Annotated in this window: 23 protein-coding genes; 11 read left to right on the top strand and 12 right to left on the bottom strand. The window is 64.0% G+C overall.

Annotation, left to right across the window (positions count from 1 at the left end):
* Positions 1–108 precede the first annotated feature (108 nt).
* From CKO23_RS04610 to CKO23_RS04575, 8 genes are all read right to left on the bottom strand, one after another.
* Positions 109–939, bottom strand: a complete 831-nt coding sequence (locus CKO23_RS04610; protein WP_200328589.1) for an alpha/beta fold hydrolase — start codon at positions 937–939, stop codon at positions 109–111.
* On the bottom strand, positions 936–2399 hold the full coding sequence (locus CKO23_RS04605) for a transglycosylase SLT domain-containing protein (RefSeq protein WP_200328588.1): 1464 nt from the start codon (positions 2397–2399) through the stop codon (positions 936–938). Before CKO23_RS04605 ends, CKO23_RS04610 begins: the two co-directional genes overlap by 4 nt.
* Before the next feature lie 132 nt (positions 2400–2531).
* Positions 2532–3875, bottom strand: coding sequence for an autotransporter domain-containing protein (locus CKO23_RS04600; protein WP_200328587.1), 1344 nt, complete (start codon positions 3873–3875; stop codon positions 2532–2534).
* 271 nt (positions 3876–4146) lie between these two features.
* Entirely contained in the window at positions 4147–4815 is a 669-nt protein-coding gene (locus CKO23_RS04595) for a hypothetical protein (protein WP_200328586.1), read from the bottom strand.
* 27 nt (positions 4816–4842) lie between these two features.
* Complete coding sequence (locus CKO23_RS04590; RefSeq protein WP_200328585.1) at positions 4843–5346, bottom strand: PAAR domain-containing protein; 504 nt, start codon at positions 5344–5346, stop codon at positions 4843–4845.
* 12 nt (positions 5347–5358) lie between these two features.
* Entirely contained in the window at positions 5359–5955 is a 597-nt protein-coding gene (locus tag CKO23_RS04585) for a hypothetical protein (RefSeq protein WP_200328584.1), read from the bottom strand.
* 73 nt (positions 5956–6028) lie between these two features.
* On the bottom strand, positions 6029–8674 hold the full coding sequence (tssI, locus tag CKO23_RS04580) for a type VI secretion system tip protein TssI/VgrG (RefSeq protein ID WP_200328583.1): 2646 nt from the start codon (positions 8672–8674) through the stop codon (positions 6029–6031).
* Positions 8675–9039: 365 nt separating this feature from the next.
* Positions 9040–9522: an Hcp family type VI secretion system effector gene (locus tag CKO23_RS04575; RefSeq protein ID WP_200328582.1), complete on the bottom strand. Its 483-nt coding sequence runs from the start codon at positions 9520–9522 to the stop codon at positions 9040–9042.
* Between the two features lie 531 nt (positions 9523–10053).
* Between CKO23_RS04575 and tssA the strand changes: the two genes are divergently transcribed.
* The 8 genes from tssA (at position 10054) to tssG (ending at position 18010) form a co-directional block, all read left to right on the top strand.
* On the top strand, positions 10054–11115 hold the full coding sequence (gene tssA / locus CKO23_RS04570) for a type VI secretion system protein TssA (protein ID WP_200328581.1): 1062 nt from the start codon (positions 10054–10056) through the stop codon (positions 11113–11115).
* 73 nt (positions 11116–11188) lie between these two features.
* Positions 11189–11734 carry a type VI secretion system contractile sheath small subunit gene (gene tssB, locus CKO23_RS04565; protein ID WP_200328580.1) on the top strand — a complete coding sequence of 182 codons (546 nt, stop codon included), beginning with the start codon at positions 11189–11191 and terminating at the stop codon, positions 11732–11734.
* Between the two features lie 2 nt (positions 11735–11736).
* Positions 11737–13230: a type VI secretion system contractile sheath large subunit gene (gene tssC, locus CKO23_RS04560; protein ID WP_200328579.1), complete on the top strand. Its 1494-nt coding sequence runs from the start codon at positions 11737–11739 to the stop codon at positions 13228–13230.
* A gap of 58 nt (positions 13231–13288) precedes the next feature.
* Complete coding sequence (locus tag CKO23_RS04555; protein ID WP_200328578.1) at positions 13289–13771, top strand: Hcp family type VI secretion system effector; 483 nt, start codon at positions 13289–13291, stop codon at positions 13769–13771.
* Between the two features lie 17 nt (positions 13772–13788).
* Complete coding sequence (locus CKO23_RS04550) at positions 13789–14628, top strand: type VI secretion system accessory protein TagJ (RefSeq protein ID WP_200328577.1); 840 nt, start codon at positions 13789–13791, stop codon at positions 14626–14628.
* Positions 14621–15133: a type VI secretion system baseplate subunit TssE gene (gene tssE, locus CKO23_RS04545; RefSeq protein WP_346014565.1), complete on the top strand. Its 513-nt coding sequence runs from the start codon at positions 14621–14623 to the stop codon at positions 15131–15133. The genes CKO23_RS04550 and tssE overlap by 8 nt, the downstream gene beginning before the upstream one ends.
* A gap of 1 nt (position 15134) precedes the next feature.
* Complete coding sequence (tssF, locus tag CKO23_RS04540) at positions 15135–17006, top strand: type VI secretion system baseplate subunit TssF (protein ID WP_200328575.1); 1872 nt, start codon at positions 15135–15137, stop codon at positions 17004–17006.
* Entirely contained in the window at positions 16970–18010 is a 1041-nt protein-coding gene (tssG, locus tag CKO23_RS04535) for a type VI secretion system baseplate subunit TssG (RefSeq protein WP_200328574.1), read from the top strand. Before tssF ends, tssG begins: the two co-directional genes overlap by 37 nt.
* 139 nt (positions 18011–18149) lie before the next feature.
* Here the strand turns inward: tssG and CKO23_RS04530 are convergent, their stop codons facing one another.
* On the bottom strand, positions 18150–18422 hold the full coding sequence (locus tag CKO23_RS04530; RefSeq protein WP_200328573.1) for a Txe/YoeB family addiction module toxin: 273 nt from the start codon (positions 18420–18422) through the stop codon (positions 18150–18152).
* Entirely contained in the window at positions 18419–18664 is a 246-nt protein-coding gene (locus CKO23_RS04525) for a type II toxin-antitoxin system Phd/YefM family antitoxin (RefSeq protein WP_200328572.1), read from the bottom strand. Before CKO23_RS04525 ends, CKO23_RS04530 begins: the two co-directional genes overlap by 4 nt.
* A 179-nt stretch (positions 18665–18843) precedes the next feature.
* Here CKO23_RS04525 and tssH point away from each other — a divergent pair, with 179 nt between their 5' ends.
* The 3 genes from tssH (at position 18844) to CKO23_RS04510 (ending at position 22931) form a co-directional block, all read left to right on the top strand.
* Positions 18844–21612, top strand: coding sequence for a type VI secretion system ATPase TssH (tssH, locus tag CKO23_RS04520; RefSeq protein ID WP_200328571.1), 2769 nt, complete (start codon positions 18844–18846; stop codon positions 21610–21612).
* A 128-nt stretch (positions 21613–21740) separates the two neighbouring features.
* Entirely contained in the window at positions 21741–22007 is a 267-nt protein-coding gene (locus tag CKO23_RS04515) for a hypothetical protein (protein ID WP_200328570.1), read from the top strand.
* Between the two features lie 63 nt (positions 22008–22070).
* Positions 22071–22931 (top strand): DNA-methyltransferase, encoded by an 861-nt coding sequence (locus CKO23_RS04510; protein WP_200328569.1) that lies wholly within the window; start codon positions 22071–22073, stop codon positions 22929–22931.
* On the opposite strand, the gene CKO23_RS04505 is transcribed toward CKO23_RS04510, so the two are convergent.
* Both CKO23_RS04505 and CKO23_RS04500 read right to left on the bottom strand, forming a co-directional pair.
* On the bottom strand, positions 22920–23516 hold the full coding sequence (locus tag CKO23_RS04505) for a ScaI family restriction endonuclease (protein ID WP_200328568.1): 597 nt from the start codon (positions 23514–23516) through the stop codon (positions 22920–22922). The genes CKO23_RS04510 and CKO23_RS04505 overlap by 12 nt on opposite strands.
* Positions 23517–23518: 2 nt before the next feature.
* Positions 23519–23734, bottom strand: a complete 216-nt coding sequence (locus CKO23_RS04500) for a helix-turn-helix domain-containing protein (RefSeq protein ID WP_200328567.1) — start codon at positions 23732–23734, stop codon at positions 23519–23521.
* Positions 23735–24008 lie beyond the last annotated feature (274 nt).

Genomic DNA, 24008 nt, shown 5'->3' with positions numbered 1-24008 from the left:
AGTCGGTAAACACCTGCAAAACATGTACTTTTCGGTTGCGCGCGCGATCCACCCCCGCGCACCCTGCCCCTTGATGGTACCCCATACGCACTCTCCTGGTGCAGGCTGTCAGTCATCCAATCGATCGAGCAGCCCCGGCCAGCCTTGGATCCAGCAGCAGCGATGATCGTAGCCTGGGACGAGCTGCGTCCGCGCGCCGCGGTTGGTCGCGATGAAGCGCGCGATGGTCGCGGGTGGAACCTCCCGATCCTCCGACCCCATGAGATGGAGCTGTGTGATGGCGCGGTCGATGGGCGGCTGATCCGCCGGGTTGATGGATGCACTCAGACGGCTGTAGCCGTGACGGTCGGCCCAGGCGTCGATGTCGAGATTCGCGGCCAGGGTGACCAGCCGAACCCGACCCTTGAGGCGCGGCGCGACCAGGGCGGCGAGCACACCGCCGCCGCTGTAGCCCACCAGGGTGAGGCGGCGCCCGCCATCCGGCGGAAGCAGACGCTCGATCGCCTCGACCAGACTTTCGACGACCTCCGGGCCATAGCGCGCATGCGTCCAGAGCCACGCATTGCAGCCGTCCGCCGTTGCGAAGCCGAAGTAGCAGGGGCGACCGAGGTAGACCGACGGGGCGGGATCCAAGGCCATGAGTCGCAGCGCCAGTGGATTGCGAGGTGTCGGATCGGGTGAGACCTGGTAACGGCCGCGCCATGGAACCCCATCTCCTTCCAGATAGAGGTGGACCTCGCGCGCGGACTCCAGATCGCCCTGCATGTAGGCGAGGTGCTCGAAGCGCTGGCTATGAATCACACGCCGCTGCATCCCATGAGCGGCGGCGATCCGATCCGGGGCCAGCTCGCCATGGGTGGCGACGCAGCCAACCATCGCGACCGTGACCGCCGACAGCAGCAGCGAGGCGCGCAGGAGCATCGCCCCGAGATCGCTCATCCCGGTGCCAGGGGGTTCGCGAAGTCGAACCCGAACAGGGCCGGGTTCTCGCAGATGACTGCGGCGGAGACGATATAGAAGACGTAGTCGTAGGTCTCCCTGGGGATCTTGTGGTCGCGCAGCAGCTTCCAGAAATTGCGCTCGCGCGGGTTCTTGGGCATCTGGCGCAGCCGCTTGATGATGTTGCCCTCGCCCCAGTTGTAGGAGGCCATGACCAGCAGCCCGGACGCCTGGGCATCGGTGCGGTAGATGTCCTTCAGGTACTTGGCCGCCGCGCGAGTGGCCTTGGCAACGTCGTGACGCTCGTCCTCGGGGTCGTACTGGCCGGTCTGCTGAAGCGGTCCCGGCTGGACACCGTAGCGCTTAGCGGTCGCCGGAATGAATTGCCACATCCCCTTGGCGCGGCCATAGCGCGTCGGCGGACCCACGGCACGGGGTTGGAAATTGGTTTCCTGCAGCGCGACGTACATGAACTGGGGCGGCAGCTCCTGCGCCTCCAGCTCGCGGCGGATGATGGGGCCATAGCCGTTCTCCTTGAGCCGGCGAATCGCGCGACTCATCCGCGGCGACGACTGCCACTTGCGAATGTATGCCTTCACCTCGGCCGCGAAGTCCTTGGGCACGTCCACCTCCGTCTCGCCGAAGATCCGGGCGATGTGCAGGATCAGCGTGTCCTCGGAATCCAGCGGGATCGGCCGCGCCGCCTGAACCTGCTCGACGAAGACGTCGTAGCGCTCGCGCATCGCGATGAGCTGACGCTTGGAGTCGGCGACCTGGGCCTTGAGCTCGGCCGAGGCGTCCGCGTCGATCCCGGCCTCCAGATCGGCGATCTGCAGCTCCAGCTCCTTCATCGCATAGAAGACGTCATTGGCCAGACGCGCCGTCTTGACCAACTGCTGGTGCTGGAAGAGCGCATAGCCGCCGACCGCGATCAGCAGCAGCATGAACAGGCTGATCAGTCCCAGATAGAGCCGGCGCTGACGGCGCTTCAGGTCGTGAAAGGCCAGACGGATGAAGCGCGTGTGCTCGCCGACGCCGCCGGGTCGATCCTCCTGAAAATAGTGCCGCGAGACCGCCTCGAACGACGGCGGCGCGGGCTCGGACGGGCGCTCGGCCAGGGAGAGCCTCAGACGGGGGCCGCCGGAGCCAAGCTCCAGGGTGATGACGCCGTTCAAGGGCAGCCTCTCGATCGGCCGGCCACCGACCAGGGTGCCGTTGCTGCTCTGCAGGTCGCGCAGCCACCAGCGCCCCGCCTCGGGAAAGATGACCAGGTGCTGCCGGCTGACCAGGGGGTGCTCTAGGCGCAGACCGCAGTCGTCCGCGCGGCCCACCATCAGGGCGTCCGAGAGCCGCATCCGACGTGGCTGGCCGCGCGCATCCAGGTAGTCGAGCTGCAACGCGGGCAATGGCGCCTGGCGCGTTGGACGCGGCGCATAGCGGGTTTCATCGAGCGGGGTCATCGCAGCGGACGCCATCGGGCGGAGAGGGAGGCGATGGCCACTGGATGAGCGCGCGAGCAGCCTGGCTCGCGCTCTGTGCGGGCGTGGCGAGCACCATCGGCTCGCCCGCCCACGGCATTGCACACCCCCGTCTCAGAACTCCAAGCGCACACCAGCGGTGATCGCGTGATAGTTCACGTCCTCGTAGCCGAGCAGCGTGTTGTAGGCGATGAACGCCGAGCGTCCGTTGGAGAATTGGCCGGACAGCCCAAGCCCCAGGTCGAAGTAGTCGTGGTCCGGCTTGTCGGTCAGGACGTAGAGCGGCTGCTGGTTGATGTCGTTGACGAAGGTCGCACCCACGCGCGTCTGGTCGTTCTGGAATTCGTGGATCCAGCCAATCCGCAGTTGGGGCAGGAGAATGCCGGATTCGGTGCTGATGGCCCGCGAGATCTGCACGCCGAGGTTGGAGGTCAGGGAATCGTAGGTGTGGGAATCGACAGCCAGGGCCATCGCGCCGCCGACGCCCGTCGGGTCGGACATGGTCTCGCGATAGCCGTCGACACTGTTCTCGACATAGCTCAGGCGCAGCGCGGGGGTGAGGGTGAAGGGGTTGAGAAAGAGGTCGTAGCCGGCACCGAGACTCAGATTCCAGACATCCGCGTCCGGGTCCGATTTCGCGAGTTGATGCGCCGTGCTCCCGGCGATGCTGTAATCGATGCGGCGCTCCAGCTCATAGCCCGTGTTGGCGTAGCCGATCGAGCCGTCGATGAAGAGGCCGCTCGGCAGGAAATAGGAGGCATAGCCCAGGAGCCCCCAGGAATCCCCGGTTAGCTCGCCGCGATTGCTGTCGAAGTTCGCGTCCTCGTTGGAATAGCGCACGGCCAGGCCGCTGACGAGGCGCTCATTGACGCGATAGTCCATGCCCGCCGCCAGGGACCAGCGCGAGAAGTCGTAGCCCGGCTGATAGGCCGTTTGGTCCTCATCGCCGCCCGCGTACTCGTAGTTGAAGAAGCCGCCGAAGGGACCCGCCGCGAGGTCCGCGCTGGCAGCCCCGCCCGATGCCGTGGACAGCACGCCCCGCGAGGCGATCATGAAGGGATCCTCATCGCCAGCGCGCTCCGCCAGTCTGATCCGCTGCAGGCGGTTCTGCACCATGGCGACACCGACGCCTGCGGCGCGCACCGCCGCCGAATTCTGTGCATTGATCTGATCGGCGGCCAACTGCTCGAGCGCCACCGCGCTGCCCATCTCGTCCTGAGAGGCACCGCCGACGATGAGATCGCAGTCGTCCTGGAACTTCTGATTACGCGCGGTTCCGTCGGCGTTGCGTCCGGTCACACAGGTGGCCAGAATCGCCTCGCCCGCAATAGCCCCATTGACGGTCGTGAGACTCAAGGCGTCGTCGTAGGAGGACACCAGAGGCGCGACGGGTCCAGCATTGTCTGGACCGACGGGGATCGCCGGTTGCGCCAACAGCGTGCCTGGCAGGGAGAGCACGCCGCCGCAGAAACAGAGGGTTCGCCACCGAGCGCGAGGCGCGGGCGCAGCTGGATGCAAAGGACGAGAGCGATCGATGAGCATCAGTGAGTCTCCAACAGTCGTTTGACTCCGGGCGCGCCGCCGCGGCTCGTCCGGAGTTCGAGAAGGCCCCGATGCGTGCCGTCCGAGAGACGCATCGCGCCGAAACCACGCAGCGCCATTCTCCCGCGCTTCCCCGCACCAGGACAGCCGTATCCTTTAGCGCCCAGCACACTGGCTCGCGTGCGCGTCACGCATCGCGGGCGAAATAGCTGCGCGCTAGCCGGATCACCTGCTTGCGCAGAATGCCCGTGCGCGGCGGCGGCGGGTAGCTCATGAAGTTCGGATAGAGATCCCCCTTGGCCGACTGCTCGTGACCACAGCCGGAGGCATGGCCGATTTCGTGCAGCAGGGTCACCCCGTCCGCGGAATCCTTGTCCGCATTGATCAGAATGAAGGGCAGCCAATTCTCCAGCCGCACCAGGTATCCCAGGGTGTCCGAGTCGCCGCCGAGCGCCCCGGCGAAGCGGCAGAAGATGACGGGGATACGGCCCTCATGATCGTGCGCCTTGTGCACCAGATTGCGCAGCTCCTCCTCGTGCGAGGTATTGACCAACTCGTTGAATGTCACGGTGTGCGCGGCCGTCTTCTCGACACCGGGACAGATATCGAGCACCAGGTTGTGCTCGTCGAGCCGGGCGTTCGCCGCCGCCACATAGGCCGGCGCGTTGTTCTTGAGGGCGTTGCTGGTCCAGAAGAAACAGCACTGCAACCGCCGGCGGACGGGATAGCGGTAGTGGTGGAGCTGCTCCAGGAGCGCGGGCGATGGCGAGGCGGCGGTGCGCGCACTGGTCGCCGGACGGACGCCAATGGACCCCGGAAGACGCCCGGCCACCGCACCCTTGTTCTGATCTGTCATGGCAGAGACCTCATGCGCCTGTCCGCCTCACCCGCCGATGATGACCGTCATCTCGCCGCTGGTGATGGTGTTGGGCGGACCGATGGCCTCCAGCAAGGTATCACCGAGCCTGCAGGCGGGCAGATTGTTGATCTGGACGCTCGCCGAGCCGTTGATCACGACACCCGGCCCGTGCGGTGGCACCGGCGAGGGCGTCGCGCAGGCGTGGATATCGGTTCCTCCCGCCGCCGCGGCCGTGATGGCGGCGCTCATGGCCGATAGAGCGGCGCCCTTGGCGGCTTGCTCGGCCGCATAGGCGGCCGGCGCGCCCGGCGTGCCGGCCGCGGCCACCGTGGCGGCCTGGGCCGTCTGGATCGCCGCATCCGCGGTCGCTTTCGCGGCCTGCAGCGCGGCCACCGCGGCGAGCGGCAGGCCGCGCCAGGCCGGGCGCATGCCGATGAGGACGTTCGGGCTCCCGGGGCCTCCCGTCAGCACGGGCGGCAAGGGGTGCGCGACCGAATCCGTCAAACGCGCGGCTGGACCTTGCGGCATCGGCGTCTCCTCTCAGTGTTGCAGTTGCGGACGATCGAACTGCCCGACATAGGGGCAGAGCCTGATCCCGGTCACCAGGACATCGATCTGCGCGGTCCGCTGCAGGGGCGAGCCCCAGCCGCCGATCAGCCGAACGAGCGACTTGTGGTCGATCTCGAAGGGGCCGGTCTTGACCCCCTCGCGCTCCTCGACCCAGCCGATCTGGACCCGCAGCCGCGTGATGGGCCGCGCCGAGGCGGGATCACAGACCTGCGGCGGGAAGTAGGCGTTGGCCTCCGCGAGCGGCAGCGCCAGCTTGATGACCCCGGCACTCGCCCAGCCGGGGTTGATGGCGGACGCCACGATCGGTGGGCGGCGCGCGACGGACATGAACATGGGCGGCGCGATGAAGCCGCGCACGACCCGTGCCACGCCGCCGCCGTCCTGAAAGACATAGGCGCCAGTATCCGCGCGCCGGGTCGCGCCCTTGGCGTCGAAATACAGCAGATGGTCGAAAACGAAGATCCGCGATCCGGTGCTATTGCGAAGCTCGTAGGCCAGGGTCAATTCGGTCGCCGTCTGCTTGTTCACTTGCGCCTGGAGCTCCACGGCGAGCGCACTCTCAGTCATCGTCAATCCTCCGCAAAGCTGCATCAGGAGCAGGCCGGCCAGTTGGGCCGGGCCTAACCGGGATCTCCATCGATCAGGGGACGGTCCGCGCGGTCGTGTCATGATCCGTTCGCCTCCAGTCTTCACCCATGTCACGCAGGATGTTGTTCTCACTCACCGGCTCATCGGCGTGATCGTTGAGACCGATGGTGCGCGATTCCTCCTGATTTCCCGTCGGATCCGCCGGATCCGGCGTCGCCGAACCGTTGACGCCACGCGCGTTGTGGTCGGCATGGTTGAGCTCATGTCCCAGGAGCGCCTCATCCGGCTGCGTGTGGGTATTGCCGGCGGCGTCCGTGTACTGCGTATTGGCCCCCGGCTGCCAGTTGACCACGCTGTCGGAGCCGGAACCGTCCGAGGTCTGGACGCCCGCGCTCCCCATGTTGACGCTGGTGCCGGAGGGGAAGCCGTTGGCGGAGGTCATGGTCGTCATGCCACCGCCCCCGGCGGCGGACGCGGCGGCGTTCTCCTCGATGGAGGCGACATGGCCGTTGCCCTGCAGGTTGTCGATCAGTTGATGCCCGGTCTGGGTGCCGTCGAGCGAATCCAGGGTGGCGACCGTGCTGTTCACGAAGCTGTCGGAGCCCGAGATCCGAATCCCAGAACCACCGTAGTTGACCGAGCCGTCCGCGTTGCGGGTGATGGCGCGCGCACGCTCCGGGCTGACATGGCGGGTGCGGCGACCGCCGCCGCCACCGCGCGGGAGGTTGTCGACATAGCCGGGGACACCGGTATCGGCACCGGCCGCATCCAGCGGATCCGTCATGTCGAAGCTCGCGGCGCCTGGCGTGCTGCCGCCGCAATTGACGCGGATCATGGGTCCCTGGATGGTGATCCCGTCCGGCGCGACCTTGACGAAGGAACCGCCGCACTTGAGGGTGACGTGGCGGCTGCCCTCGAGCAGGATGCTGGTGGCGTTCTGCTCGACCGTCTGGGAGACGTGGATCTTGGCTGCGCCGCCGATATCCACCAGCAGATCGCCGCCCGTGCCAAGATCGATCTCCCCGTCGGTGCGCGCATAGACGTCCTCCTTCACGTGGAGATCGAAGGACTTGCCGATGGTCAGCACGTGCCCGCCGCCGATCTGGGTGTTGCTCGCCCCCTGAACGGTCTCGTACTTGTTGCGCTTCACGCGCACGTCCATCCGCCGCTGCGCATGCAGGAACACCTGCTCCTTGTCCTTGAGGTCGTCGAAACGCAGCTCGTTGAAATCGCTCACCGTCCCCTGCTTGGTGGTGTGGGAGCGGATGGTCGAGTAGCGCGCGTACTTGGGCAGCTCGTAGGGCACGGGCTGATCGGCGTTGTAGACGCGCCCGGTCACGATCGGCTGGTTCGGATCGCCTTCGAGGAAGTCGACGATGACCTCCTGCCCGATGCGCGGGATGTGCATCGCGCCCCACTTGCCACCGGCCCAGAGTTGGGAGACGCGGATCCAGCAGGAGCTGTTCTCGTCCATCTTCCCGTACCTGTCCCAGTGGAATTGGACCTTGATGCGGCCGTACTCATCGGTCCAGATCTCCTCGCCCGAGGGTCCCACCACGGTCGCGGTCTGTGGTCCCTGGACGACGGGCTTCGGCGTCAGACGCAAGGACCGAAAAGGCTCCCTGGCGTCCATCGCGGTGAAGCTGGAGCGATAGAGGATGCCGCTGCTCGCGGCACCCGAGGTCTGAAACTCGTCGCCCTGCAATTCATGCTTGGCGGAGATGACCAGGTGCTCGCGGTTCTGATCGGCCCGCGGATAGTCGTTCAGGCGAAAGAGGTAGCCGACGGACAGGCCGCGCGCGAAGCTCTGCCCGTAGGCGACCTCGCGGTCGGATTGCAGCTCCTCCATGCGCACGCCGGCATAGCGCTCGCCCTCGCCGACCGCGACATACTCGCCGGGGTAGTCATAGATCTCGTGGTCGGCGTGCAGATGCTCGCGCGCCATCGCCGAGGAGGTGCGCAGCTCCGAACTCGGCTTCTTGAAATCGAAGGCGTCATGCACGAAGGCGCCAGGGCGCACCGCGGCGGAGATCGACCACTCGAAGATGAAATCCTCGTCGCGCTCGGCGGCCATATCCGCGGCATGGTAGGGAATCTCGGCATACCCCGGCACGCTCTGGTGCGCGCTGTAGCCGTCCGCCATGACCAGGGTGTGCTTGCCGTCCTCGTGCGTGAAATACCAGTACATCCCCTCCTGCTCCATGAGGCGGCTCACGAAGTTGAAGTGGGTTTCGCGATACTGGACGCAGTATTCCCAGGTGCGGTACTGCGCGCTCAGGCGATCGTCGAAGTCCGTGAAACCGGCATCCCGAAAGACCTGCTTGATGATGTCCGGCGCCGTCATCTCCTGAAAGATGCGGCAGTCCGAGGTGCGGGTGAGCAGCCACAACCAAGGCACCAGCGTCACCTGATACCGCGCCAGCCTGCCCTCGAAACCGACATGGGACAGGCGGCTGACGACACCGTTGAAGAAACGCGGGGTCTGGTCCTGCATCTCGAGCCGGATCGTCGCGGGTTGCCCCAGGAGGTCCGCGGCGGAGATCTGATCGTTCTCGCTCAGGAGGTCGAGCTCGAATTCGAAGAGGGCGCTCAACCGCTCTTGCGCCACCATGCCGCGCAGCAGGAGGACATCCTCGCCCAGCGGGGTGGTGAGCCCGATCAGCCTGGCGTTTTGACTGTATTCCGAACCGGACGGCATGACGGATGCTCCTCGGTGTCTGCGTCGGATGGGCGCTGGTCGGATAATCCCTGGTCGGATGATCTCCGAGAGTACGCGATTTCAGCGGGTCTGATGATCGCGTAGACAAAAAAGACCGCGGAGACGCATAGAAGACAGAGTAGACAATCCAAGATCAAGTGCATTGCATGTTGCTCTCGGCGCAGCGGAAACCCGCATGGACCTCGAAAATCTTGAAGCGAATCGACTCCCTGCCCCTTCCGCCGCACTCCGCGGCCAAGCCCACTTGCCAAGAAAGGGTCGACCTGCGTCACCGGATACCGAGCGGATCGGCATCCGGCTCGCCAGGTCGCAAGGCATCAGCCTCGGGTCATCCAGTCCGCCCCTTAAGTCGGTTTACCCGTCTTGAGGTCGAAGCCCTTGTCGGTCGCCTCGGTCTGGGTGCCGCCGGCGTCGAACTGGGTGTACTTCTGGACGATCTTGGTGAAGCTGACCATGAAGCTCTCCATCGGCCGCTCCCCGCCGCTCGAGAGCGAGTAGGAGGAGATGATCGGCTCGTAGAGCTCGTACTTCATGTAGACCTGATCGGCGCCCTCGCCACCGGTCTGGATGAAGTGCACCTCCGCCATGTCGCAGATCTTCTTGCCGTAGATGGACTGGGCGAAGATCTCGTTGGAGGCGATGTCGGCGTCCTTGGAGCAAGCCACCTCGCTGAAGTTTGGGGTACTGGTCTCGCGGTCCTTGCCCGAGCCGCTGACGGTGATGGTGCGCGCCACGCCAAGCTGGATGGAGGTCAGGTTGATCCAGTCCTCATGGCCGGATTGCTGCGCGTCGCCTTTGATGATGCCGCCGAAGTCGATAAGGATCATGGTGAACTCCTAGGTCGGATGTCGTTGCGTTCAGGGTTCTCCGAGTGCGCCCAATGGGTTCTGACTCAACGGGTTCTGACTCATCGTCCCATTCACGTCTCTGGTAACTCACCCATTACAGAACCCATGCCAAGTCATCAATCGCTTGATTTTCAATAACAACCGAAGACGGCAGGCCGCACTCAACAGACGCCGGACCAGCCATTTCGAGCCGATCGGCTCAGGTTGGCCCGGCCTACGAACGGCCCAGGGATAGGCCGCAAGCGAACGCGAATTGACGGCCATTGACAGCAAGATCGGAATGCCTCAGCTTATCCCGAGTATCACAGAAGGTTATTGACCGCGGCGTCTTCCGTCCTGTGCGTAGCGAATGCCCAACGCGAGACCAATCGCGGACTGTCGCCACCAGCCAAGCATTCAGTGGCCTATACTTTGTGCCAGGCGGCAACCCGTTCGCGCAGCAGCGGTCCTGCGCAGGCGCTCCCTGGCGAAGCCCCTGCTCGGACCCCGACGATGCACAGGAGTACGGCTTTGATCGACATCCAAGGCTTGCTCGCGGTGATCTCTCCCGACGCCCCCTGCGGCGACAACCTCGAATACGACCCGGCCTACGGCGCGCTGGAACGCGCCACCGAAGGCAAACCCGAGCAGCAGTTCGGCGACACCATCATCCCGGCCGAGGAGCCCGATTGGGCCGAGGTCGAACGCCAAGCCGTCGACCTCCTGGCCAGAACCAAGGATCTAAGGGTCGCGACGCATCTCGCGCGTGCCCTCGCCCACACCCATGGCTGGAGCGGTTTCCATGAAGGGCTCATGCTCATCACGGGATTGGTCGAACAGCACTGGGAGAGCCTGCACCCCCAACTCGATCCCGACGACGACAACGACCCGACGCTGCGCGTCAACACCATCATCACGCTCGCCGACGCCGAGTCGACCCTCGAGGGCCTGCGCTCCGCACCCCTGGTCGACGCGCGCGGGATCGGCCGCTTCAGCCTGCGGGATCTGCAGATCGCGAACAAAGAGCTGCCGGCCCCGAAGGACGGCAAGGCCCCAATTCCCGAGCTACAGTTGATCGAGGCCGCCTTCCAGGAGGTCGATCTGGACCGACTGCAGGCCACAATGGCCTCGATCGAGGGTGCGCTCGCGCTCACCGGCGTCATCGAGACCCAGTTCGCCGAGCGCGTCGGTATCGACGCGGCCCCGGATCTCGAGCCACTGAGCGAACTCATTCAGACCGCGCGCAAGGCCGTGCTCAAGCCGCTGACGGAGCGGGCGGGCATCGCGCCTGACGCGGAAGACGGGGAATGCGCGGAGACCGGAACCGGGGCCGAAACGGAGGATCGAGCCACATCTGGCAAGGCGATTGCTAATGCCAACCTGGGCGCGATCAACAACCGTGCAGACGTGGTGCGAGCCCTGGACCTCCTGATCGACTACTACCGTCGCCAGGAGCCCTCCAGCCCCATCCCTCTGCTGCTGGTTCGAGCGAAACGACTGGTCTCCAAGGATTTTCTGGAGATCCTGGAAGACCTGGCCCCGGACGGCCTCTCGCAAGCGCAGGTGATTCGCGGCCCACAATCCGACAACTAGGGGGCCGGGGTAAGGCGTCAAGCGACGTTTCCCCAGACCCCTGACCTGAGACCAGCCAACGAGGGGGACTCCCATGGCGGAAAGCAGCCAGAAATTCATAGCCAGAAATCGCGCACCACGGGTCCAGATCGAATACGACGTCGAGCTCTACGGCGCGGAGAAGAAGATCCAACTCCCCTTCATCATGGGCGTCATATCCGACCTCTCCGGCAAGCCCGCGGATCCCCTGCCCGCCGTTGCCGACCGCAAGTTTCTCGAGATCGACGTCGACAACTTCGACGATCGACTCAAGGCGATGAAGCCACGTGTCGCCTTCCAGGTTCCCAACACGCTGACGGGCGAAGGCAACATGAGCGTCGATATCACCTTCGAGAGCATGGACGACTTCTCCCCGGCGGCCGTGGCCCGCAAGGTCGGCGCGCTCGGCAAGCTGCTGGAGGCGCGCGAGCAGCTCTCTAACCTCATGAGCTACATGGACGGCAAGTCCGGTGCGGAAGAACTCATCGCCAAGGCGTTGCAGGATCCCGCGCTGCTGCAGGCGCTGGCCTCCGCCCCCAAGCCCAAGGGCGATGCGGACGCACCCGACGCCGCTGACGAATCTGCGAAGACGGAGGCTTGACCATGGCCGAAGCAGACACCCAAGTCCAGCCGGAAGCCGCCGGCGAAGCCCTGGAAGCCGGCGACTTCAGCGCCCTGCTGGAGAAGGAGTTCCGACCCAAGTCCGAGCGCGCCAAGGAGGCCGTGACCGAGGCCGTCAAGACGCTGGCCGAGCAGGCGCTGGCCGGCACCGTGGTCGTCTCCACGGACGTGCTCCGCACCATCGAGTCCATCGTCGCCGAGATCGACAAAAAGCTCACGGAGCAGGTCAATCTCATCCTCCACCACGAGGACTTCCAGCAACTGGAAGGCGCCTGGCGCGGCCTGCACTACCTGGTGAACAACACCGAAACGGACGAGATGCTCAAGATCCGCGTCATGAACATCTCCAAAAAAGAGGTCCACAAGACCCTGAAGAAGTACAAGGGCACGGCCTGGGATCAGAGCCCGCTGTTCAAGAAGATGTACGAGGAAGAATACGGCCAGTTCGGCGGCGAGCCCTTCGGCTGCCTGGTCGGCGACTACCACTTCGACCACAGCCCGCCGGATGTCGAGTGCCTGGGCGAGATCTCCAAGGTCTGCGCCGCCATGCACGCGCCCTTTATCGCGGGGGCCGATCCCGCCGTCATGCAGATGGACTCCTGGCGCGAGCTGGCCAATCCGCGCGACCTGACCAAGATCTTCCAGACCCCCGAGTACGCCGCCTGGCGCTCGCTACGCGAATCGGACGACGCGCGCTACATCGGCCTGGCCATGCCGCGCTTCCTCTCGCGCCTGCCCTATGGCGCCAAGACCAACCCCGTCGACGAGTTCGACTTCGAGGAAGACACCGAGGGCGCGGACCACAACAAGTACACCTGGGCCAACTCGGCCTACGCCATGGCGACCAATATCACCCGCTCCTTCAAGTATTACGGCTGGTGCTCGCGCATCCGCGGCATCGAGTCCGGCGGCGCGGTGGAAGGTCTGCCGACCCACACCTTCCCGACCGACGACGGCGGCGTGGACATGAAGTGCCCGACCGAGATCGCCATCAGCGACCGCCGCGAGGCGGAGCTGGCGAAGAACGGCTTCATGCCGCTCATCCACAAGAAGAACTCGGACTTCGCGGCCTTCATCGGCGCCCAGTCGCTGCAGAAGCCCTTCGAGTACGACGACCCAGACGCCACGGCCAACGCCAACCTCTCGGCGCGCCTGCCCTATCTCTTCGCGACCTGCCGCTTCGCGCATTATCTGAAGTGCATCGTCCGCGACAAGATCGGTTCCTTCAAGGAGCGCGCCGACATGGAGACCTGGCTCAACAACTGGATCGGCAAGTACGTGCTCAACAATCCCGCGACCGCCACGGAGTCGGACAAGGCCAGGCGACCGCTGGCCGGCGCGGAGGTCGTCGTCGAGGAGGTCGAGGGCAATCCGGGCTACTACAGCTCCAAGTTCTTCCTGCGTCCGCACTACCAGCTGGAGGGCCTGACGGTCTCCCTGCGCCTGGTCTCCAAACTGCCGTCAGGCAAGAAATAAGCCTGACAACTGTCCACTGACAACTGACAACTGCCAACTGACAATTGAGGAGCTCACCATGATCCTTATCGACTTCGGCGGCATCATCAAAGGCGACGCGCAGCAATCCGGCCATGAGGACTGGATCAATCTGACCTCCATCCAGCTTGGAGTGGCGCGCACCATCACCGTCAGCGGCTCGGGCAAGGACCGCGAGACCAGCACCCCAAACTTCAGCGAGGTGGCTTGCTCCAAGGACGCCGACATCGCCTCCAACGAGATCTTCGCCCAGTCCATCTACGGCAAGAAGATCTGCGACATGGCGGAGGTGCACTTCATCCAGACCGGTGGCGAGGGCGCGGACCAGGTCTACATGAAGTACGAACTCTACGAGCCGATCATCTCCTCCTACTCGCTCTCGAGCGGCGGGGAGCGGCCGATGGAGAGCTTCATGGTCAGCTTCACCAAGATCATCCAGAAGTACACCCAGTTCGACGCCGGCGGTACCCAGACCGAGGCCACGGACAAGGGCTTCGACCTCAAGACGGGCAAACCGACCTGAGCCAGGGGGAGCACGCCATGTCCGCGGAGCAACTGCTCGCCGAGGGCCGGCTGGACGATGCGCTGGCCGAACTCAAACAGGCCGTCCGCAAGGACGCGGCCAACCCCAGGCACCGGATCTTCCTCTTCCAACTGCTGGCCGTGCAGGGCGACTGGGAGCGGGCGCTCAATCAGCTGGAGGTCTCGGGCCAGATGGATCCGGCGGCCCTGTCCATGGTGCAGACCTATCGCGAAGCCATTCGCTGCGAAAACCTGCGCGCCGCCATCTTCGCGGGCAAACGATCCCCGTTGATCTTCGGCGATCCGGAGCACTGGCTGGCGCTGGTGCTCGAATCGCTACAGCGCACGGCGGCGGGGCAGCTTGGCGAAGCGGCGCGGCTTCGCGACGAGGCCTTCGCCGCGGCGCCGGCCACCAGCGGCATGATCGACGACCAGGCGTTCGCCTGGATCGCGGACGCCGACCCCCGCCTCGGCCCCATCCTGGAGGCCGTGGTCGAGGGCCGCTATTACTGGATCCCATTCCATCGCATCCGGACCATCCAGATCGAGGCCCCGGCCGACCTGCGCGATGTCGTCTGGATGCCGGCCTACTTCACCTGGGCCAATGGCGGCGAATCCGTCGGCCTGATCCCGACACGTTATCCAGGCTCCGAGTCCAGCGCGGACGAGCAGATCCGCCTGTCCCGCAAGACCGAATGGCTGGAGCCCACACCCGGCACCTACCTGGGGCTCGGCCAGCGGATGCTGACCACGGATGCGGGCGACTTCTCTCTCATGGACGTTCGCCGTATCGATCTCGACACCCACGCCGAAGGCGCGGACGACCCGGACAACGAGGCAGATTCCGCCGGTGGCTGAGCTCACGCAGAAGGAGCGTCTGCAGCCTGCGCTCCTGGATCGCCTCACCGACGATGAGCCCGACAAACAGCAGGAGTCGCGCGAGAAGCGCGTCCTCTCCATGCGGCAGTTGCGCGAGAGCGTCCTGCGCGACCTGGCCTGGCTGCTCAACGCCGGGCGGCTGGACAGCGTGCAGGATCTCGACGACTACCCCTGGGTGGCGCATTCCGTCTTGAACTACGGCATCCCGGACATGGCCGGGCTCACCTCATCCGGGGTGGACATCACCGTCATCGAGCGCGCCGTCCGCCAGGCCATCTGGGACTTCGAGCCGCGTATCCTGCGCCAGACCGTGAAGGTCCACGCGCGCGTCGACCCCGAGCGCATGACCCACAACGCGCTCACCTTCGATATCGAGGGCGAGCTGTGGGCGCAGCCCGTCCCCCTCCGGATCTATCTCAAGACCGAGCTGGACCTGGATCTCGGCGACGTGCAGGTGACCGAGCAGTCAGGACCGCCGCACTAAAATGGATCCCGATTTCCTGCGCTACTACAACCGCGAGCTGCAGTTCATCCGCGAGATGGGCGCCGAGTTCGCGCGCGACTACCCCAAGATCGCCGGCCGTCTCGGCATGGACGGCTTCGAGTGCGCGGACCCCTACGTCGAGCGCCTGCTGGAGGGCTTCGCCTTCCTGGCCGCGCGGGTCCAGCTGAAGCTCGACGCCGAGTTCCCGAGCTTCACCCAGCACCTGCTGGAAATGGTCTATCCGCACTACCTCGCCCCCGTCCCCTCCATGACCGTGGTCCAGCTCCAGCCGGACCTGTCCAAGGGCGACCTGGCCAAGGGTTTCGAGGTCCCGCGCGACACCAGCCTGCGCAGCATCCTCGGCAAGGGCGAGCGCACCGCCTGCGAATACCGCACGGCGAGCGACCTGACGCTCTGGCCGATCGAGCTGATCGAGGCCAAGCCGCTCAACACCCCCGCGGCCCTGGCCGTCGGCGCCCAGGGCGTCAAAGGGGTCAAGGCTGGGATCCGCTTTCGCTTTCGCGCCACGGGCGTTCCCTTCAACGCACTGCCGCTGGAGCGTCTGCGCCTCTTCCTGCGCGGCGGCGACGGTCTGCGCATGCGCCTCTACGAAGAGCTGCTGGGCCACGCACTGGCGGTCGTGGTCCGACCCAGCAAGAGCGAGCCCGAATGGCAGACGCGCCTGGAGCCGGGCAGCATCCGACGGGTCGGTTTCGACGATCACGAAGCGCTGCTGCCCTATGGGCCTCAGTCGTTCCAGGGCTACCGTCTGCTCCAGGAATACTTCGCCTTCCCGGACCGCTACCTCTTTGTCGACTTCACGGACCTCGGCGACTCGGTCAAACGCTGCGCCGAGTCTCAGCTGGACATCATCGTGCTGCTCGATCAGAGCGGCCTGCTCGACGAGGACGCCTTCGACGCCTCCTACTTCGCGCTCTACTGCACGCCGGCCATCAACCTCTTCCCCAAGCGCGCCGACCGCGTCCATCTGAGCAACCGGGGCCATGAACACCACGTCATCCCGGACCGCACCCGGCCGCTGGACTATGAGATCTTCGGCATCAAGGAGGTCGTCGGCATCGGCGCCCACACGGACCCGGAGCAGACCTTCCTACCCTTCTACACCTCGCAGGACATCGTCGGCGGACGCGCCCATCGCGCCTACTACAGCATCCATCGCGAGCCGCGCGTCCCCTCCACCCAGCAGCAGCTGCGCGGGCCGCGCTCCAGCTATATCGGCAGCGAGGTCTTCGTCAGCCTGGTCGACGCGGACGAGGCGCCCTACCGGCACAGCCTGCGGCAGCTCGCCATCGGCACCCTTTGCACCAACCGCGACCTGCCGCTGCAGCTGCCGCTCGGCAAGGGCAACACGGACTTCTCCCTGGAGATCAGCGCGCCGGTGCAATCCATCCGCTGCGTTGCCGGTCCGACCAAACCACGACCGTCGTTCCCGAAGGGCGACAGTGCCTGGCGGCTCATCAGCCACCTGTCACTCAACTATCTCTCGCTCAGCAACCAGGACGCGGAGCAAGGCGCCAACGCGCTGCGCGAGCTGCTTGCCCTCTACAGCGATCTGGCGGACGCCGCCACACGGCGCCAGGTCGATGGCGTGCGGAGCGTGCAAACGAGCCCGATCACGCGCCGACTGCCGGATCCCGGCCGCGTCACCTACGCCAGAGGTCTGCAGGTGACGCTGACGATGGACTCCAGCGCCTTCGAGGGCAGCGGTGTCTTCCTGCTCGGCGCCGTGCTGGAGCAGTTCTTCGCGAAATACGTCTCCATCAATTCCTTCACGGAGACAGTCATCAACACGCCAGACGACGGCGAGGTCATGCGGTGGCCAGCGAGAATCGGCCGACGTCAGACCAGCTAGCCCTGCTGCGGGCGCTGCAGGAGTCGCCCCATGGGTTCGGCTTCTTCCAGGCGCTGCGCCAGCTGGAAAGCGCCTATCGCGACCATCCGCGCATCGGTCAGACATCGCGTCCGACCGAGGAGCCCGTGCGCCTCGCGCAGGATCCCTCGCTCAGCTTCGCGCCCTCCACCCTCGCGAGCTTCAAGCCGGACAAGGCCGGACGCCCGCCGCGCCTGTCGGTCTACTTTCTCGGCCTCTTCGGCCCCAACGGTCCGCTGCCGCTACATCTGAGCGAGTACGCCCGCGAGCGCGAGCGCAACATCGGCGACCCGACCTTCGCGCGCTTCGCCGACATCTTCCATCACCGCATGCTGGCGCTCTTCTATCGCGCCTGGGCGAACGGGCGCCCGACCGTCAGCTTCGACCGCCCGGAGACCGACCGCTTCGCCGTCTACCTGGCCGCCCTCTTCGGCCAGGGCATGCCGGCCTTCCGCGCGCGCGACGCCATGCCGGACCTGGCCAAGCTCCACTACGCCGGTCGTCTGGTCGCCCAGAGCCGGCACCCGGAGGGCTTGACGGCCATCATCGCGGACTTCTTCGGCCTGCCGGCGCGCATCGAGGAATTCATCGGACACTGGCTCAACCTGCCGGAAGACTCCCAATGGAAGCTCGGCGGCTCGCGCGAAACCGGCCGTCTGGGCCTGACCACCATCGTCGGCTCACGGATCTGGGACCGGCAATACAAGTTCCGCATCCAACTCGGACCGCTGGGCCTGGACGACTACCGCCGCCTGCTGCCGGGCGGCGAAAGCCTCGCCAGACTCGTCGCCATCGTCCGGAACTATCTGGGGGACGAACTGGATTGGGAACTGAATCTCATCCTGCGCCGCGAGGAGACGCCGCCCATGCAGCTCGGTGGCCAGAGCCAGCTCGGCTGGACGACCTGGGCGACCAGCGGGACACCTGAGAAGGATCCGGATGATTTGAAGCTGCAGCCGCTGCGGTTCCTGACCGCGACGGCGTAAGGCGCGCGACAACGTGGGAGCGCCGCCCCGGCGCGACGGGGCGCGGGATCGCGGCGAGGCGCCGCTCCCACCAACCAAGCGGGCGGCATGAACCACAACCCAGCAAGGCTCGGAGCGCCGCGAAAGCCAGCGAAAGAGATCAATAGTGATAGCGACACTGGACGATGATCAGCGCCGATTCAGTCACCTTGTAGACAAGCCGGTGCTCGCGGTCGATACGCCGCGACCAATAGCCGGACCAGTTGTGCCTCAGCGGCTCGGGGTCACCAAGTCCGGAGAACGGCTGGCGTTGGATGTCTTTGATCAGCGTATTGATACGCTTGAGCGTCTTAATGCGCTTGAGCGTCTTGCGGTCCGTCTGCTGCCAATAGAGGTAGTCCTCCCAGGCGGCTTCCGCCCAGGAAAGGATCATGGGTCGATGAGATCGTGCTGGCTCAGATGGCCGGCCTCGACATCGGCAATGGCGCGGCTGAGGCGCTCGGCGTTCTTGGGGCTGCTCATCAGGTACGCCGTCTCTTCATAGGACTGGAAATCCTCCAGGCTCATGACGACCGCGGGCTTGCCGTTCTGGCGCGTGATCAAGACCGGCTTGTGATCGTCGTTGACCTTGTCGAGCGTGCCCGCCAGATGCGCCCTGAATGCCGAGTAGCTCATGGAATCCATGTCGTCGTCCCCGAAGGAGTCTGTGATACCCCACAGCGTAGGCGTACGTATTTTCGTACGCAACAAAAACCGAGGAGCGTAAGCGGCTCCCTCTGGAGCGACAAGACCGCGCGCATGCGCCAAACGCCTTTGAGCGGGCGCAGTCCGAGAACAACTGAGAGGAACCCACCATGCCCGACATCAGTCGCGTCGCCCTATTCGGCAAGCTCAACCGCATCGGCTACAAGGCCATCGAGAGCGCCACGGTCTTCTGCAAGCTGCGCGGAAATCCCTACGTCGAGCTGGTGCATTGGATCCATCAGATCCTGCAACTCCAGGACTCGGACCTGCACCGCATCATCAAGGCGTTCGGGATCGACCCGGCCCGGCTGGTGAAAGACGTCACCGAGTCACTGGACCGGCTGCCGGCCGGCGCGACCTCGATCTCGGACCTCTCCGCGCATGTGGAAGAGGCGGTCGAACGCGGCTGGGTCTACGGCAGCCTCATGTTCAAGGAGTCCCAGGTGCGCACCGGGCACCTGGTCGTCGGCATCCTCAAGACGCCTGGACTCAAGAACGCCCTGCCCGCCATCTCCAAGGAATTCGACAAGATCAAGCTGGAGACCCTGTGCGACCGCTTCGGCGAGATCGTCGGCGGCTCGCCGGAAGACGCCATGGCAGCCCAGGACGGCTCGCAGGTCGGCGGCGGGGCGGCACCGGGCGAGGCGAGCGACGCCATCGCCCCCGCCTCCATGGGCAAGCAGGATGCGCTCAAACGCTTCACGGTCGACCTCACCGAACAGGCGCGCACCGGCAAGCTGGACCCCATCGTCGGGCGCGATGCCGAGATCCGCCAGATCGTCGACATCCTCATGCGGCGGCGCCAGAACAACCCCATCCTCACCGGCGAGGCGGGCGTGGGCAAGACGGCCGTGGTCGAGGGCTTCGCGCTCAAGATCGTCGCCGGCGACGTCCCGCCTCCGCTCAAGGACGTCACCCTGCGCACCCTGGACGTCGGCCTGCTCCAGGCCGGCGCCAGCATGAAGGGCGAGTTCGAGCAGCGTCTGCGCTCGGTCATCGAGGAGGTCCAGGCGTCGCAGAAGCCCATCATCCTCTTCATCGACGAGGCCCACACCCTGGTCGGCGCGGGCGGCGCGGCCGGCACCGGCGACGCGGCCAACCTGCTCAAGCCGGCGCTCGCGCGCGGCACCCTGCGCACCGTCGCCGCGACCACTTGGGCCGAGTACAAGAAGCACATCGAGAAGGACCCGGCGCTGACCCGTCGCTTCCAGGTCGTGCAGATCGGCGAGCCGAGCGAGGAGAAGGCCATCCTCATGATGCGCGGCGTCGCCTCGACCATGGAGCGGCATCATCGGGTGCAGATCCTGGACGAGGCGCTGGAGGCATCGGTGCGGCTGTCGCACCGCTACATCCCGGCGCGTCAGCTCCCGGACAAGTCCGTCAGCCTGCTCGACACTGCCTCCGCGCGGGTCGCCATCAGCCAGCACGCCGTCCCGCCCGAGGTCGACGACTGCCGCAAGCGCATCGGCGCGCTGGAGAACGAGCTGGCCATCATCGGGCGCGAAACGGTCGTCGGCATCGACACGGCCGAGCGTGAAGCCGCCGCGTCCGAGAAGCTGGCGACCGAGCAGACCCGTCTCACCGAGGTCGAAGCCCGCTGGGAGCAGGAGAAGGCGCTGGTCGAGCAGATCCTCCAGATCCGCGGCCAACTGCGGGGCAAGACAGGCAAGGTCGAGGGGACGGCGACCGAGCTGGAGGAGGCCGCCGACGCCGCGGCCGAGACGACCCAGGTCCAGACCGCCGACCAGGCCGAGTCCACCACGCCGCCCGAACCCATGCCCGAGGCCGATCGCGACGCCCTGCTGACCCAGCTCAAGGAGCTACAGGCCCAGCTCCACGGCCTGCAGGGCGAACATCCCCTGATCCTCCCCACCGTCGACCACCAGGCCGTCGCCGCCGTGGTCGAGAGCTGGACCGGGATCCCGGTCGGCCGCATGGTCAAGAACGAGCTGGAATCCATCCTCAAGCTGGCGGACACCTTGGAGCAGCGCATCATCGGCCAGCGCCATGCGCTCGACATGATCGCCCGGCGCATCCAGACCTCCCGCGCCAAGCTCGACAACCCCAACAAACCCATCGGCGTCTTCCTGCTCGCCGGCAGCTCAGGCGTCGGCAAGACCGAGACCGCGCTCGCCCTGGCCGAAACCCTCTACGGCGGCGAGCAGAATGTCATCACCATCAACATGAGCGAGTACCAAGAGGCCCACACCGTCTCCACCCTGAAGGGCGCCCCGCCCGGCTACGTCGGCTACGGCGAGGGCGGCGTCCTCACCGAGGCCGTGCGGCGCAGGCCCTACTCGGTCGTGCTGCTCGACGAGGTCGAGAAGGCCCATCCGGACGTGCACGAGATCTTCTTCCAGGTCTTCGACAAGGGCTGGATGGAAGACGGCGAGGGGCGCGTCATCGACTTCAAGCACTGCCTCATCCTGCTCACCACCAACGTCGGCACCGAGCTGATCATGCGCCTGTGCAGCGACCCCGAGCTGATGCCGGAGCCCGATGACATCGCCAAGGCGCTGCGCGAACCGCTGCTCAAGGTCTTCCCGCCCGCCCTGCTCGGCCGGCTGGTCACCATCCCCTACTACCCGCTCAACGACGAGATGATCGGCGCCATCGCCCGGCTGCAGCTCGGGCGGATCGCCAAACGGGTGCAGGAGAATCATCGGGTGCCCTTCACCTACGATGACGCCGTCGTCAAGCTCATCGCCTCCCGCTGCACCGAGCTGGAAAGCGGCGGGCGCATGATCGACGCCATCCTGACCAACACCGTCCTACCCCGAATCAGCGAGGAATTCCTGACGCGCATGATGGAAGGCAAGCCGATCGCACGGGTGGAGATCGGCGTCGAGGCGGGGGAATTTCGGTATGGGTTCGAGTAGCAGGCCCACGCCTGTTCTACCACGCGAGCGCCGGCAGGAAGCCGTCGCGCATTACGCTCGATTCGTCGCGGAAGGAAAGTGTCAACCTGCACCCTGGGAGCAAAGAATTCCTCGGCTCGGACAGCTTCGTGGAGTCTCTGCGGCAACAGTTACCGAAGAACCGCGACCTGCGCGAGGTGCCGCGGTCAAAGCACCGGCCTCCCCCCAAGCCGTTACCCGAGTATGTCCGCGACGACCCGCGGCGCAACGCGGCCATCGTCGCCGATTATCGCAGCGGGAGCTATACGCTGCAGGACATTGGAGACTTCTTCGGCATCCACTACTCGCGCGTGAGCAAGATCGTTCAAGCAGCGGATGTCAAGAGGGCAAAAGGGAAGACCCCCGCTCCTCTCTGAAGCCTCGTTCGAGAGAATCTTACGTTGACACTCCGCCCGATGATGAATACTATAAGTAGCATCATGAGTGCTGAAAACTTCAATCGAATTAGGTCCATATTGGGAGCGCCATCATTTGAAACTGATGGCGTAGCCATATACAAACGTGATTGTCTGGAAGGAATGAAAGAGCTTCCTGAAGGAATCATCAATGCTACCATCACCTCGCCTCCATACAATATTGGCAAGGAATACGAGGATCTTGCCCATATAAACGACTATCTTAATTGGTGCGAAAACTGGATAGGTGAGATTCATCGAATCACTTGTCCAGATGGCACATTTTGGCTAAATGTTGGATATTTTGAAGTGGAAGGGAAAGGCTTGGCTGTACCCATCCCTTATCTGCTGTGGGATAGAACACCATTTTACTTGCTACAGGAAGTAGTTTGGAACTATGCAGCGGGGGTTGCATGTAGAAAGCGTTTCTCTCCAAGAAACGAAAAACTACTTTGGTATGTTAAAGATCCGAATAACTATACGTTCAATTTGGACGATGTTCGCGATCCAAATGTCAAATATCCAAACCAAAAAAAGAATGGGAAATTGAAGTGCAATCCGCTCGGAAAAAACCCTACAGATGTTTGGCAAATAACCAAAGTAACGTCAGGTAAAAACCGCTCCTCTGTAGAACGCACCCCACATCCGGCCCAATTCCCAACGGCTTTGGTTGAGAGAATGCTCAAATCCTCTAGCAACGCTGGTGATGTGATACTTGATCCTTTTATGGGATCGGGGAGTACAGCAGAATGCGCTCTAAGAAATAATCGCTTCGTTATTGGTTTCGAGTTGGAAGAAAAATATATCGGTTATGCTGAGAGTCGAATTGAAAGCTACTTGGCTGATAAAGAGGCTAGTGAAGCACAAACCGCATTAGCTTTTTAGGTAAAGCGTTTTGAATTTAAGATCGTAGGTTTCCGGTGCTAAACTCGATTGCTGCCCGGACTCGGCCTTTTGCCCTCTCCAGTCTGTATGATCAAGCCAACCAAAGCGTATTACTAAAATCTCGGGTTTAGTGTTGGTTTTTGAGAATTTTTCGAAGTTTACGGCGATATAAAAACCATCTTTCCCTTTTTTGCCTTGCGTCGGTTTTTGCGCATAACTTCTATTACCAAATATTCGGCTCGGATTGGAAGACGTTTTCAGTTCTATCGAGTAGTAATCATTGGGAATATAAACAATATCTTTGTCACCAGCATCTTTTTCACCTCTCCATTCTTTCGGGTAGGTTGCAGCCATCTCCGCTGGAATTAGTTCGTGCATTAGCGCACCGATAACTTGGGGCTTTGGAAATATGTGATCGCCAATTTTAAGATTGTGTCGCCCAATCGATGTTTCAAAGATGTTGTTCCAGGCATTAAGAATCATCTCTACAAGAGAGTTTTCGTCTAACGGGTGGTCTTTTATGAGTTGTTCTGTGATTGATGCCCAATCTGACTTATCCTTTCCCGAATACGGGGAGTCGCTCATCACTAACTAATTCCTTGAAGAAGGATTGAAGGGCTTATTCCTAACGCTTTGGAAATAAGAACAATGTTCTCCAAGCTAACGTTCCTTTCGCCTCTCTCAATGGAGCCAACATAAGTTCTGTGCAGTGAGCAAAGATCAGCTAACTGCTCTTGAGAAAGATTTCTTTCAAGGCGGTGTTTCTTTATATTTTCACCAAGGAGTGCTTTGGGGTCTTTCATCCAGGAATTATCTATGCCATGATGACAATAGGTCTACAGACTATAAGTGGCACAAGGTCACGGGGTCACGCGGGCTCAGGAAGAGCGCAGGAAGACAGGAAGAGCGGGAAGAGCGCGGAAGAGCGGAAGAGCGGGGTTTTGAGTAGACCGGGCACTCCCCGGACGGTAGGGCGACGTTTGTGTTCTCTGTTTGCCGCCTAGTTTCCTGGCGGTGCCACATGATCTCGCCCGTGGTCCAAGTTGCGACCCGGCCCCTCTCAGAACCGGACAAGCG

Source organism: Thiocystis violacea (genome assembly GCF_016583565.1).
Taxonomy (GTDB): Bacteria; Pseudomonadota; Gammaproteobacteria; order Chromatiales; family Chromatiaceae; genus Thiorhodococcus; species Thiorhodococcus violaceus_A.
This window is presented reverse-complemented; position numbering and strand designations above follow the sequence as displayed.

What these genes read in the sequence shown, in the direction of transcription:
- CKO23_RS04610 (WP_200328589.1), bottom strand. Translation starts at nt 939, where the DNA reads ATGAGCGATCTCGGGGCGATGCTCCTGCGCGCCTCGCTGCTGCTGTCG.
- CKO23_RS04605 (WP_200328588.1), bottom strand. Translation starts at nt 2,399, where the DNA reads ATGACCCCGCTCGATGAAACCCGCTATGCGCCGCGTCCAACGCGCCAG.
- CKO23_RS04595 (WP_200328586.1), bottom strand. Translation starts at nt 4,815, where the DNA reads ATGACAGATCAGAACAAGGGTGCGGTGGCCGGGCGTCTTCCGGGGTCC.
- CKO23_RS04590 (WP_200328585.1), bottom strand. Translation starts at nt 5,346, where the DNA reads ATGCCGCAAGGTCCAGCCGCGCGTTTGACGGATTCGGTCGCGCACCCC.
- CKO23_RS04585 (WP_200328584.1), bottom strand. Translation starts at nt 5,955, where the DNA reads ATGACTGAGAGTGCGCTCGCCGTGGAGCTCCAGGCGCAAGTGAACAAG.
- tssI (WP_200328583.1), bottom strand. Translation starts at nt 8,674, where the DNA reads ATGCCGTCCGGTTCGGAATACAGTCAAAACGCCAGGCTGATCGGGCTC.
- CKO23_RS04575 (WP_200328582.1), bottom strand. Translation starts at nt 9,522, where the DNA reads ATGATCCTTATCGACTTCGGCGGCATCATCAAAGGCGACGCGCAGCAA.
- tssB (WP_200328580.1), top strand. Translation starts at nt 11,189, where the DNA reads ATGGCGGAAAGCAGCCAGAAATTCATAGCCAGAAATCGCGCACCACGG.
- tssC (WP_200328579.1), top strand. Translation starts at nt 11,737, where the DNA reads ATGGCCGAAGCAGACACCCAAGTCCAGCCGGAAGCCGCCGGCGAAGCC.
- CKO23_RS04555 (WP_200328578.1), top strand. Translation starts at nt 13,289, where the DNA reads ATGATCCTTATCGACTTCGGCGGCATCATCAAAGGCGACGCGCAGCAA.
- CKO23_RS04550 (WP_200328577.1), top strand. Translation starts at nt 13,789, where the DNA reads ATGTCCGCGGAGCAACTGCTCGCCGAGGGCCGGCTGGACGATGCGCTG.
- tssF (WP_200328575.1), top strand. Translation starts at nt 15,135, where the DNA reads ATGGATCCCGATTTCCTGCGCTACTACAACCGCGAGCTGCAGTTCATC.
- CKO23_RS04530 (WP_200328573.1), bottom strand. Translation starts at nt 18,422, where the DNA reads ATGATCCTTTCCTGGGCGGAAGCCGCCTGGGAGGACTACCTCTATTGG.
- CKO23_RS04525 (WP_200328572.1), bottom strand. Translation starts at nt 18,664, where the DNA reads ATGAGCTACTCGGCATTCAGGGCGCATCTGGCGGGCACGCTCGACAAG.
- tssH (WP_200328571.1), top strand. Translation starts at nt 18,844, where the DNA reads ATGCCCGACATCAGTCGCGTCGCCCTATTCGGCAAGCTCAACCGCATC.
- CKO23_RS04510 (WP_200328569.1), top strand. Translation starts at nt 22,071, where the DNA reads ATGAGTGCTGAAAACTTCAATCGAATTAGGTCCATATTGGGAGCGCCA.
- CKO23_RS04505 (WP_200328568.1), bottom strand. Translation starts at nt 23,516, where the DNA reads ATGAGCGACTCCCCGTATTCGGGAAAGGATAAGTCAGATTGGGCATCA.
- CKO23_RS04500 (WP_200328567.1), bottom strand. Translation starts at nt 23,734, where the DNA reads ATGAAAGACCCCAAAGCACTCCTTGGTGAAAATATAAAGAAACACCGC.